This is a genomic window from Pseudonocardia sp. ICBG601, from assembly GCF_020496245.1.
The window spans coordinates 1-12,989 of record NZ_JAHLJA010000225.1 but is presented as its reverse complement, the minus strand read 5'-3'; the positions used below and the strand labels follow the sequence as shown (position 1 = coordinate 12,989).

General features: G+C 75.9%; 3 protein-coding genes and 2 pseudogenes. All 5 read left to right on the top strand.

Going from position 1 to position 12,989, the window contains the following annotated elements:
• The first annotated feature begins 57 nt into the window (after nt 1-57).
• Complete coding sequence (gene panD, locus KPL57_RS62075; RefSeq protein WP_043282205.1) at nt 58-465, top strand: aspartate 1-decarboxylase; 408 nt, start codon at nt 58-60, stop codon at nt 463-465.
• A 35-nt stretch (nt 466-500) separates the two neighbouring features.
• Nucleotides 501-3,956, top strand: a complete 3,456-nt coding sequence (locus tag KPL57_RS62070) for a non-ribosomal peptide synthetase (protein ID WP_226359094.1) — start codon at nt 501-503, stop codon at nt 3,954-3,956.
• 45 nt (nt 3,957-4,001) lie between these two features.
• Nucleotides 4,002-6,788 (top strand): annotated as a pseudogene (locus KPL57_RS62065) (amino acid adenylation domain-containing protein); the annotation flags it as partial.
• 4 nt (nt 6,789-6,792) lie between these two features.
• Nucleotides 6,793-12,216: pseudogene (locus tag KPL57_RS62060) on the top strand (amino acid adenylation domain-containing protein); the annotation flags it as partial.
• A partial coding sequence (locus KPL57_RS73560) for an AMP-binding protein (RefSeq protein WP_374203975.1) occupies nt 12,161-12,989 on the top strand: 829 nt, incomplete at its 3' end. The pseudogene KPL57_RS62060 and the gene KPL57_RS73560, both read left to right, overlap by 56 nt.

Here is a 12,989-nt window from a genome sequence, read left to right as displayed (position 1 = left end):
CTCACCCCCGAAACGGAAGGAACCCCCATGTCCGGCGTCGCCGATGTCGTCCCGCAGGTGTACCGCACGCTGCTCAGCGGCAAGATCCACCGCGCCACGGTCACCCAGGCCGACCTGCACTACGTCGGTTCGCTCACCGTCGACGAGGACCTCATGGACGCGGCCGGGCTGGTCGAGGGCGAGAAGGTCCAGGTCCTCGACATCGACAACGGCAACCGCCTCGAGACCTACGTCATCACCGGTGAGCGCGGTACCGGCGTGATCGGTGTCAACGGGGCCGCGGCACACCTCGTGCACCCCGGCGACCTCACGATCATCGTCGCCTACCAGCAGGTCCCGCAGTCCGCTGTCGCCGACCACGTGCCGCGGGTCGTCCACGTCGACGCCCACAACCGGATCGTCGAGCTCGACACCGACCCCGCCGCTCCGGTGCCCGGAGCCCTCGACCAGTTCGCCGGTCGCTGAGCGTCCGCAACCACCGCGCAGGAGGAACCACCCCGATGAGCCCCGTGTCCACCGACGAGCTCCGTGAGCTGATCGCCGACCTGGTCGACGAGGAGCCCGCGGACGTCGGCGACGACGACGACCTGTTCGAGCTCGGCCTGCAGTCCATCGCGCTCATGCGCCTGGTCTCGCGCTGGCGCGACGAGGGGCTCGACGTGGGGTTCGGCGACCTCGCCGCCCGCCCGACCGTCGCGGCGTGGGCCGCGCTCCTGGCCCGCCGTCCCGACGCCGCCCCGGCGACGGACGGCACCGACGAGCAGCCCACCGACGCGGGGCAGCCCGCCGCGACCGACGAGTCCGCCGAGTTCGGGCTGGCCCTGCTCCAGCACGCGTACTGGGCCGGCCGCGACCCGGCCCAGCCCCTGGGCGGGGTGGCCCCGCACCTGTACCTGGAGTTCGACGGGCCCGGTCTCGACCCCGACCGGCTGGCCGCGGCCGTCCGCCGGCTCGTCGACCGGCACCCCATGCTGCGCGCCCGCATCACCGACAACGGCCGCCAGGAGATCCTGCCCGCCGACGGCCAGGGCACGCCCGTCGTGCACGACCTGCGTGCGGTGTCCGACACCGAGCGCGAGCAGCGGCTGGCCGCGACCCGGGACGCGATGTCGCACGAGATGCTCGCGATCGAGCGGGGCGAGGTCTTCCGGGTCGCGGTGAGCCTGCTGCCCGACGGAGCCCGGCTGCACGTCGACGTCGACATGGTCGCCGCGGACGCCGTCAGCTTCCGGGTGCTGCTCGCCGACCTGGCCCACTGCTACGCCCACCGCCTCGACGCGCCCGAGACCGAACCGATCGGCGTCACCTACCGGGAGTACCTGCAGGCCAGGCCGGCTGCACGCCGGGCGGTGTCCGACGCCGCCCGTGCCTACTGGGAGACCCGGGCCGCCGACCTGCCCGGGGCGCCCGAGCTGCCCGCGGTGGAACACGGCACCGGCCGGCCGCGCGCCCAGCGGCTCGCGTTCACCCTGGCCGGCGACGAGCGGGACGCGGTCTTCGCCGCGTGCCGCCGCCACGGTCTGACCGCGGCCGCCGTCATCGCCACCGCCTACGCCGAGGTGGTCGGCGCGTGGAGCGCGCAGCCACGGTTCGTGGTGAACGTCCCGCTGTTCGACCGCGACCCGGTCCACCCCGAGATCGACCGGGTCGTCGGTGACTTCACCGGCTCGGTCCTGCTCGAGGTCGACCTGACCACGCCCGCGACGTTCCTGGAACGGGCACGGGCCGTCCAGCACCGGCTGCACTCCGACGCCGAGCACGCCGCCTTCTCCGGTGTGGAGGTGCTGCGCGAGCTCGGCCGCCGCGCGGGCGAGCAGGTACTCGCACCGGTGGTCTTCACCAGCGGGCTGAACCTCGGCGAGCTGTTCGACGAGCAGGCGCGGGCGCTGTTCGGCGACCCGGTGTGGATGATCTCGCAGGGGCCGCAGGTCCTGCTCGACGCGCAGATCACCGAGGTCGGCGGGCAGATCGTGGTCAACTGGGACGTCCGCGCCGACCTGCTGCCCGACGGCGTCGGCGAGGCCATGTTCGCCGCGTTCAGCCGGCTCGTGCGCGGTCTGGGCGAGGAGCGGACCTGGTCCGTACCCGTCCCGGCGCTGCTGCCCGCCGACCAGCTCGCCGTGCGCGAGCGCGTCAACACCACCGCCGAGCTGCCGCCGGCGCGACCGCTGCACCACGACTTCTTCGCCGGCGCCGTCGCCCGCGGGGACGCCCCCGCCGTCGTCGCCGACTCCGGGGTGCTGGGCCACGCCGAGCTGGCCGACCGGGCACTGCGGGTCGCGGCCGGGCTGCGCGAGCGCGGGGTCGCGCCGGGCGAGCCGGTCGCGGTGACGCTGCCGCGCGGACCGGAGCAGGTCGTCGCGGTGCTCGGGGTGCTCGCCGCGGGCGGCACCTACGTGCCGCTGGGCGTGGAGCAGCCCCCCGCCAGGGTCGAGCGGATCCGGGCGGTGTCCGGGCACCGGTGGGCGATCACCGCCGAGCCGGGGGAGGACCGGGTGACGCTCACCGAGCTCCTGGCCCACGCGCCGCTGCCCGAGGCGGCCGGCCCGGACCCGGAGCAGGCCGCCTACCTGCTGTTCACCTCCGGCTCCACCGGCGAGCCCAAGGGAGTCGAGGTCCCGCACCGCGCCGCCGTCGCCACCCTCGACGACCTCGTCCGCCGCTACCGGATCGGGAGCGGCGTCCGGACGCTCACGGTCTCCGCACTCGACTTCGACCTGTCGGTGTTCGACCTGTTCGCGGTGCTCGGCACCGGCGGTGCCGCCGTCGTCGTGCCCGAGGGCGCCCAGCGCGACCCCGACCACTGGGCACGCGCGATCCGCGAGCACGGCGTCACGATCCTCAACTGCGTGCCGGCGCTGCTCGACGCGCTGCTGGCCACCGGGCACGACCTCGGCGACACCCTGCGCCAGGTCCTGCTCGGCGGCGACCGGGTGGGCACCGATCTGCCGGGCCGGCTGCGCGAACGGGTGCCCGGCTGCGGCTTCGCCGGGCTCGGCGGCACGACCGAGACCGCGATCCACTCCACCGTCACCGAGGTCGGCGACGGCCCCGGTGCCGTCGACCCGGAGTGGCGGTGCGTTCCCTACGGCACCCCGCTCGACGGGGTCGCGCTGCGCGTCGTCGACCACCTCGGCCGCGACGCACCCGACCACGTTCCCGGCGAACTGTGGATCGGCGGCGCCGGGGTGGCGCACGGCTACCGCGGCGACCCGGACCGCACCGCGGACCGCTTCCTGACGCTCGACGGGCGCCGCTGGTACCGCACCGGGGACCTCGCCCGCTACCGATCCGACGGCACCGTCGAGTTCCTCGGCCGTCGCGACGACCAGGTCAAGCTGAACGGTTTCCGGGTCGAGCTGGGGGAGGTCGAGGCCGCCACCGCCGCCGTCGACGGGGTCGCCCGCGCGGTCGCCGTCGTCGTCGGCGACGCGGTGCTCGCGGTCGCCGTGCACGGCACCGCCGACCCCGACACCGTCGCGGCCGCGCTCCCGGACGCGCTGCCGCCGCACATGGTCCCGCGGGCGGTCGTCGCGCTGGACCGGATGCCGCTGACCGCGAACGGCAAGATCGACCGCCGGGCCGTGCGGGCCGCCGTCGCCGAGCGGGTGGCCGAGGGCGGAGACCGGGTCGAGCCCGACTCCGCCCTGGAGCGGGTGGTGACTCGGGTGTGGGCGCAGGTGCTCGAGCACGACGGCCCGGTGGGCGTCGAGACCCCGCTGTTCGCCCTCGGCGGGGACTCGGTCCTGGTCACGGTGATCGTCTCCCAGCTGCGGGAGCTGCTCGACACCGACGCCGTCTCCGCACGCACGGTCTTCGCCCACCCGACGGTGCGGGAGCTGTGCCGGGCCCTGCGCGCGCAGGAGCCCGAACGCCTCGACGCCGTCGCCGAGGTCGTCGACGAGATCGAGTCGCTCGCCGAGGACGAGGTCGACCGGGCGCTGGCCGACCGGTGAGCGGTCCTCTGCACTGCTGAGCCCCGCCGCCGCGCCGCGCCCGAACTGCGGCACCCGAACGACCGCACCCGAACGACCGCACCCATCCGTCCCGCCCGGGACACCGGAGGCCACCACCATGACCAGTCTCGACGAGCGCAAGCGCGCCCTGATCGCCGGCGCCTGGCCGAGTCCGGCCTGCGCCGCAGCGACCCCGGCGCCGCGCCGCGCCGGGCCGGTCGGACCGAGTTCCCGCTGTCGTTCGCGCAGCGACGGATGTGGCTGCACCACCAGATCGTGCCGGGCAGCACCGCGTTCAACCTGTGCATCGAGCTGACCGTCGACGGCGACCTCGACGTGGCGGCCCTGCGGGCGGCCTTCGACGCGCTGGTGGCCCGGCACGAGGTGTTGCGCACCACCTATCACGCGGGCGACGACGGCGACCCGTTCCAGCGGGTGCACGACTCGCTCGACTACCCCTGGGAGGTCCTCGACGCGCCCGGGGCCGACGCCGACGCGCGTCGTGCCCGGGTTCGCGAGCTGGCCCGCGAGCGGGCGTCGCGGCCCTACGACCTCGCCGCGGACTCCGCGCTGCGGGTGGCGGTGGTCCGGGAGGGCCCGGCACGCACGACGGTGTTGCTGCAGGTCCACCACATCGCCTGGGACGGCCTCACCTTCGCCGTGATCTCCCGCGACCTGGAGCGCGCCTACCGGCAGGCCCTGGACGGTGCGGTGACCACGACCCCACCGCAGCGCCAGGTCGCGGACTTCGCCGATGCCGAACAGCGGGCGTGGGCCGCGGCCGGGCAGGGGAGCGGCCACGACGCCGACGCCGCGTTCTGGCGGGAGCGGCTCGCCGAACCGGTCCCCGCGCTGTTCGACCGGCTGCCGGCCGAGGACCCCACGGCCGGGGTCGAGACGGGTGGACGGGTCGACCGGCGCTTCTCCCCGGCCGCCGCCCGCGCGGTCCGGGAGCTGTCCGCGCAGCTGGGCACGACGCCGTACACGGTGGTCCTCGCCTGCTACAGCGCCGTGCTGAGCCGGTTCGCCGGCACCGGCGACGTCGCCGTCGGCACCGCCGTGGTCAACCGCGAGGAGGGCGGGGTCACCGAGCTCGTCGGCAACTTCGGCAACCTGGTCGTACTGCGCTCGCAGGTGCGGTCCGACGACACCGTCCGGTCGCTCACCGGCCGGGTCGCGGGCGTCGCGGCCGACGGGTTCGCCCACCAGGGCTTCCCCTACGACCGGCTCGTCGAGCAGCTGAACCCGTCGGCGTCGGGACAGGACCGTTCGCTGTTCGAGGCCCAGCTGCTGTTCCTCACCCAGAAGCTGGACGGCCCGCAGCTGCCCGGTGCCACCACGAGCTGGCTGCGCACCGACAACGGCACCGCCCAGCACCCGCTGGCGCTGGAGGTGTTCCTCACCGACGACGGCTTCGACGTCGAGGCCACCTACGCCGCGGCGCACCTCACCGCGGACGCCGTGTCCACCCTGCTGGCCGACCTCGAGGCACTGATCGAGGACGCCGGTGACGACCCGGACCGCCGGCTCGCCGACGTCTTCACCACCCGCCCGGTGCACCGGTCGCTCACCGCCACCGACGGCGCGCCCCGCTGGAACCCGGCCGACGCGCTCGGCCCGGGCGTCGCCGACCGCGCCGACGAGGTGGCCCTGGTCGGCGCGCCCGGCCCCGGGAAGGCTCCGGTGGAGGTGACCGTCGCCGAGCTCGACGACACCGCCGACCGCGTCGCCGCCGCGCTGCGTGCGCGCGGCATCGGGCCGGAGGACCGGGTCGCCGTGCTGCTGCCCCGCACCACCGGCCTGGTCGCCGCCGTGCTCGGCGTCCTGCGCGCCGGCGCGGTCCTCGTACCGGTGGATCCCGGCTACCCGGCCGCACGGATCCGGCACGTGCTCACCGACTCCGCGCCCGCCCTGGTGATCACCGACGGTGCCGCCGTCACGACCGGTGCGGCCACGGCGAGCGTCGCGGACCTGGCGACGGGCCCGGCCCCGGACCGGCCGTTCGTCCGGCCGCGCCCCGAGCAGGCCGCCTACCTCGTCTACACCTCCGGATCGACCGGCGTGCCCAAGGGCGTCCTCGGCACCCACCGCGGCCTGGCCCGGCGGCTGGACTGGGCGGGCCGGGCCTGGCCGGTCGAGCCCGGTGACGTCCGGGTCGCCAAGAGCTCGATCGCCTTCATCGACGGGGTCACCGAACTGCTCGCCGCGCTGGCCGGTGGGGCGCGGGTGCTGGTCGCCGACGACGCCACCGCGACGGAGCCGGAGGCACTGGCCCGGCTGCTGCGCACCGAGCCGGTCGCGCAGGTCACCGCCGTCCCGTCGCTGGTGTCCGTGCTCGCCGAGACCCCCGGCCCGGTCGCGGTGCGCCGCTGGATCTGCTCCGGCGAGCCGCTGACCGCCACCGCCGTCGCGGCCGCGCGCGCGTGGGCGCCCGGCTCGGTCGTCGTGAACTCCTACGGATCCTCCGAGGTCGCCGGCGACGTGCTCGCCGGCGAGGTCGACGGCGAGCACGTCACGGCCGGACGGGTGGTGCCCGGCAGCACCGTCGCGCTGCTCGACCGGTTCCTGGCCCCGGTACCCGACGGCGTCGTCGGCGAGCTGTACGTCGGCGGCGAGCAGGTGGCCCGCGGCTACGCCGGCCGGCCGGCCGAGACCGCCGCCCGGTTCGTCGCCGACCCTGCCGTGCCCGGTGCCCGCCTCTACCGCACCGGTGACCTCGCCCGGCGCCTGCCCGACGGCCGGTTCGAGCTGCTCGGCCGCGCCGACGACCAGGTCACCGTGCGCGGCGTGCGGGTCGAACCCGGCGAGGTGGAGGCCGCCCTGGTCGCACAGCCGGGTGTGCGCGCGCGCCGTGGTCGTCGCCCGCACGGTCGGCGACGGACCGTCCCTGGTCGCCTACGTCGTCCCCGCCGACGACACCGCCGAGCTCGTGGGGGAGGACCTGCGCCCGGCCGTCGCGCAGCGGCTGCCCTCGCAGTTCGTGCCGGCCACGGTCGTCGTGCTCCCGGAGCTGCCGCGCACCCCCGGCGGCAAGATCGACACGCGTGCGCTGCCGGTCCCCGACCGCGTCCACGGTGGCTCGCGCCCGCCCCGGGACGACCGCGAGCGCGCACTGTGCGCACTGTTCGAACAGCTCCTCGACCGCACCGGGGTCGGCGTCGACGACGACTTCTTCGTCCTCGGCGGGCACTCGCTGTCCGCGCTGCGGCTGGCCAACCGGGTGCGGGCACGGCTCGGCGCCCCGGTCACGGTCCCCGACGTCTTCGCCCGCCCGACCGTCGCCGGACTCGCCGCGCTGGTCGCGGACCGCGCCCTCGCCGGTACCGACGACCGGGACCCGGCTGCCGCCGACGGCCCGGTCCGCCGCCCGGACACCGCACCCGCGGTCCTCGCCCCTGCCCAGCATCCGATGTGGACGCTGTACCGGATGCAGGGCCCCGGCGCGGCCTACAACGTCCCCCGCGAGTGGACCGTCGCCGGCCCGTTCGACCCCGAGGCGTTCCGTGCCGCGCTGCACGACGTCGTCGCCCGTCACGAGGTGCTGCGCACCACCTACGGCGAGACCGCCGACGGCACGGTCACGGTGGACGTCCATCCGCCCGGTGAGCTCCCGGTGCACGTCGGGACCGGAGCGTCGGACGAGGCGGGCGCCGACGCGACGCTCGCCGCGCTCGTCGGGCACCGCTTCGACCTGGAGCGCGAGGCCCCGGTCCGCGCCGAGATCGTCCGCACTGCCGACGACCGCCACCGCATCGGGCTCGTCTGCCACCACATCGCCGTCGACGAGTGGTCCCTGCGGGTCCTGCTCGCCGACCTCGGCACCGCCTACGCCGCCCGCCGCGCCGGGCGCGCCCCCGCCCTGCCCGCACCGCCGCTGCGCTTCGGCGACGTCGCCGCCTGGCAGGCCGCGCTCGTCGGGACCCCGCAGGAGCCGACCGACCGGGCACGACGCCAGCTGGAGTTCTGGGCCGACCGGCTGACCGGCGCACCGCCGGTCAGCACGCTCCCCACCGACCGGCCCCGGCCCGCGACGCCCGGTGGGCACGGCGCCGAGGTCCGCTCCGAGTTCCGCACCGAGCTGGCCGCGGCGCTCGGCGCCGCCGCCCAGCGGCACGGGACCAGCATGTTCATGCTCCTGCACGCCGCACTGGCCGTGCTGCTGGAGGCGCACGCCGACGCCGACCGCGACCCCGGCGACGACGCCGGGGAGACCGTCGTGGTCGGCACCCCGGTCTCGGCGCGGCGGCACGCGGGGGCCGAGGACGTCGTCGGGTTCGCGCTGACCACCCTGGCGCTGCGGCTGGACCTGCACGGTGACCCGACCCTGGCCGAGGTCCTGGACCGGGCCCGCACCGCGGACCTGGCCGCGATGGAGCACGCCGACGTCCCCTTCGACCGCGTCGTCGACCGGATCGGCCCGGAGCGGGGCGCGGCCTCGCCCCTGTTCCAGGTGGAGCTGCTCTACCTGCGCACCGACCCCGACCGCAGCGAACTCGACCTGGACGGCGCCGTCACCACGGCCCGGCGCACCGGCACCGGCTCGGCGAAGTTCGACGCGACCTTCGCCTTCCACGAGTCCGTCACCGAGACCGGCGACCCGCGGCTGGGCGTGATCGTCGAGTACGCCACCGAGCTCTACGACGCCACGACGATCGAGGCGGTGCTCGCGCGGCTGGAGCGGCTGCTGGACCTGGTCGCCTCGGCGCCCGGCACCCGGCTCTCCCAGCTGCGGCTCGACCCGCCGGCCCCGGCACCCGCTCCGGCGCCGACCGGCACCGACCGGCTCCCGGAGACCCTCCCCGCCACCCTCGCGGCGCTGTTCGCCGCGACCGTCGCGGCCCGGCCCGCCGCCCCCGCGCTGGTCGCCGGGGCGGAGCGGCTGACCTGGCGCGAGCTCGGTGACCGTGCCGGGCGGCTGGCCGCCGTGCTCGTCGCCGACGGGGTCCGCCCGGGGGACCGGGTGGCCGTCGGCGTCCCGCGCGGCGCAGACATGGTCGTCGCGGTGCTCGCCGTCGCCCTCGCCGGGGCCACCGCGGTCCCGCTGGACGTCGACTCCCCGGCCGGTCGCCTCGCGCTCATCGTCGGCGACGCCCGGCCGCACAGCCTGCTGGCCGTCGCCACGACCCCGCAGAGCGTGACCGGTCTCGGCCCGCGCGTGGTCAGGGTCGACGCGCTCCCGGCGGACGTCGCACCGCTGCCCGAGCCCGTCGCCGTCCCCGCAGCGCAGCCGGCGTACATCGTCTACACCTCCGGGTCCACCGGCCGGCCCAAGGGCGTCGAGGTCCCGCACCGCGCGGTGCTGTCGCTGCTGGCGGCGACCGTGGCACCCGGCGGCACCATGGACGTCACCGCCGACGACGTGTTCTCCCTGGTCCACTCGATCGCCTTCGACGTGTCGGTGTTCGAGCTGTGGGGCGCGGTCGCGACCGGCGCGACGGTCGTGGTCGTCGACGGCGACACCGCCCGTGACCCGGAGCGCCTCTGGGCACTGATCGCGGCCGAGCGGGTCAGCGTGCTCAGCCAGACGCCCTCGGCGTTCGGCCCCCTGGCCCTCGCCGAGCCCACCGGCGGCGCGGCGGCCGAGACCCTGCGCTACGTGGTGTTCGCCGGGGAGGCACTGGAGCCGCGGCTGCTGCGGGACTGGTGCGCCCGGCACGCCCCCGGCGCCCCGGTGCTGGCCAACCTCTACGGCATCACCGAGACCACGGTGCACACCACCTACCGCGAGATCGGCCCCGCCGACCTCGACCGGCCGGTCAGCCCGGTCGGTGGCCCACTGGCCGGGCTGGAGGTACGGCTGCTGGACCGGCGGCTGCGACCGGTCCCGCAGGGCGTCGTCGGCGAGATCCACGTCGCCGGCGCCCAGCTCGCCCAGGGCTACGCCGACCGCCCCGACCTCACCGCCGTCCGGTTCGTGGCCGACCCCGACGGCCCACCCGGCACCCGGCTCTACCGGTCCGGTGACCTCGCCCGGTTCGACCGGGCCGGGGAGCTGGAGTTCGCCGGCCGCGCCGACGAACAGGTGAAGATCCGCGGGTACCGGGTCGAGCTGGGGGAGGTCGACGCCGGCCTGCTCACGCTGCCGGGGATCGCGCAGGCGGTCACCCGGGTGCACACCGGCACCGACGCCGCCGACCGGCGGCTCGTCGGCTACGTCGTGCCGACCCCCGGCACCACGGCCGACCCCGCCGCCGTGCGCACCGCGCTGGGCGCCGTCCTGCCCGGGTACATGGTCCCGGCTGCGATCGTCGTGCTGGAGCGGCTGCCGTTGACCGTCAACGGCAAGCTCGACCGCCGCGCCCTGCCCGAGCCCGACTTCGGCGGGGGCCCCGTCACCGCGGACCGCGAGCCCGCCGACGACGTCGAGCGGACCCTGTGCGCCGCGTTCGCCCAGGTCCTCGGTGCTGCCCGGGTCGGCCCGGACGACGACTTCTTCACCCTCGGCGGCGACAGCATCCTCGCCACCCGGGTCGTGCGGGCCGCGCGCGAGGCCGGACTCGACGTCCGCACCTCGCACGTGTTCGCCCACCGGACCCCGGCCGGGATGGCCCGCGTCGCGGGCACGGCACCGCAGACGGTCCGCACCGACACCCGGCTGCTGCGCGACCTGCTCGGGCTCGGCCCGGCCGACGTCGCCGCGCTCGGCGAGCGGGTCGGCGGCACCGCCACCGACGTCTGGCCGATGTCCCCGCTGCAGGAGGGCCTCTACTTCCAGTCCGTCTACGACGCCGCCGAGGGCACCGGCGGTGACACGGCCGGCAGCGGCGTCTACATCCTGCAGACCGTGTTCACCCTGGACCGCACCCTGGACCGCGAGCGGCTCCGGGACGCGCTGGCCCGGCTGGTCGCGGCCACGCCGCTGCTGCGGGTGGGGTTCACCACCGACGACCGCGGTCGCCCGGTCCAGGTCGTCCGGGGTCACCTCCCCGACCTGCCGGTGCCGGAGCTGTCCGTGGCGTCCGTGGACGGTGCCCGCGAGGCCGCCGAGCAGGAGCGGGCGCGCCCCATCCCGCTCGACGCGCCGCCGCTGTTCCGCCTGCTCCTCGTGCACCTGCCCGACGGCCGGGACCGGCTGGTGCTCACCAACCACTTCCAGCTGTTCGACGGCGCCTCGGCCATGCGCGTCGTCGACCGCCTGCTCACCCTGCACGACGGTGGCGAGCCCCCGGCGGCGCCCGGCTACGACACGTACCTGCGCTGGACCGCCGACCAGGACGAGAAGACCTCGCGCGAGGTGTGGGAGCGGGCCTACGCCGACCTCGCCGCCCCGACCCTGGTCGCGGGCGAGGAGCAGCGGTCCTTCACCGAACCCTCGGCCCGGATTGGGACCCGGCTCGGGGTCCCGCTGTCCGACCGGGTCCGGGTCGTCGCCGCCGGGCACGGGGTCACCATCAACACCGTCCTGATCGCGGCGCTCGGCGTCGTGCTCGGCCATGCCACCGGCGGCGACGACGTCGTGCTCGGCACGCCGATGGCCGTCGCACCGGACGAGATCGCCGGGGTGGAGCATGCCGTCGGGCTCTTCCTCAACACCGTCCCCGTCCGGGTCCGGCTCGCCCCCACCGACACCGGCGCCGACGTGCTGCGCCGCCTCGCCGACGAGCGCGCCGACCTCGTCGCGCACGAGTACCTCGGGCTGGGGCAGATCCAGCAGGCCACCGGCCGTCCGCGGCTGTTCGACACCCTGTTCACCCTGCGCAACGCCTGGGACGCGTTCGCCGAGGCCGCGCAGCGGCACGGGATGGCCGACGTCGAGACCCTCGACGACTCCCACTTCCCGCTGTCGTTCGCGGTCAACCCGTTCGACGACATGGAGCTGACCGTCGACCACCGTCCGGAGGCGGTCGACACCGATACCGCACGGTCGCTGATGGACCGCTTCGTCGCGGTGCTCGACGCCCTCACCGCCGCGCCGGACGCCCCGCTCGCCGCGGTCGACCTCGGCGTCGCCGTTGACACCGGTGCGACCGCCACCCCGGTCCCGGACGCCACGATCGCCGAGCTGCTCGCCGAGCGGGCCGCGACCTGCCCGGACCGCACCGCCCTGGTGGCGGGGGAGTCCCGTCTGACCTTCGCCGAGCTCGACGCCCGGGTCACCCGCACCGCGCGGGTCCTGCGGGCCCGCGGTGCCGGCCCCGAGACCGTCGTGGCGCTGGGTCTGCCGCGCTCGACGGCCAACGTCGTCGCGTTGTTCGCGGTGCTGCGTGCCGGTGCGGCCTACGTGCCGTTGGAGCTGGACCATCCCGACGAGCGGCTCGCGGAGATCCTCGACGCGTCGGGTGCGGCGCTGTTGGTCACCGATTCCACCGTCGCCGCCCGCTTCGATCCGTCCGTGCCGCAGGTGCGTCTGGACGAGGCCGGTCTGTTCGACGGGTGTCCCGGACACGCCGCTGACCGACGAGGAGCTGGGTGCTTTCGCGCCCGGTACCCCGGGCCGGCTGGACCACCCTGCGTACGTGATCTTCACGTCGGGGTCGACGGGGAAACCGAAGGGTGTCGTCACTCCGTTCCGCGGGTTGACGAACATGCAGGTCAACCATCGCCGCGAGATCTTCGCCCCGACGATCGAGGCGGCGGGTGGTCGTGTGTTGCGGATCGCGCACACGGTGTCGTTCGCGTTCGACATGTCGTGGGAGGAGCTCCTGTGGCTGGTCGAGGGGCACGAGGTGCACGTGTGTGACGAGCAGCTGCGCCGGGACGCGGAGCGTCTGGTGGCCTACTGCGCCGAGCACGCGGTCGACGTCGTGAACGTGACCCCGACCTATGCCCATCACCTGTTCGCCGCGGGTCTGTTGGACGGTCCGCACGTGCCGCCGTTGGTGCTGCTCGGTGGTGAGGCGGTGCCGGAGTCGGTGTGGTCGCGGTTGCGCGAACCGAGGGGACGTGGGGCTACAACCTGTACGGGCCGACCGAGTACACGATCAACACCCTCGGCGCGGGCACCATCGACAGCGCCACCTCCACGGTCGGCACCGCCATCACCAAACACCGCGGCCCACGTCCTCGACGGCTGGCTGCGGCCGGTGCCCGACG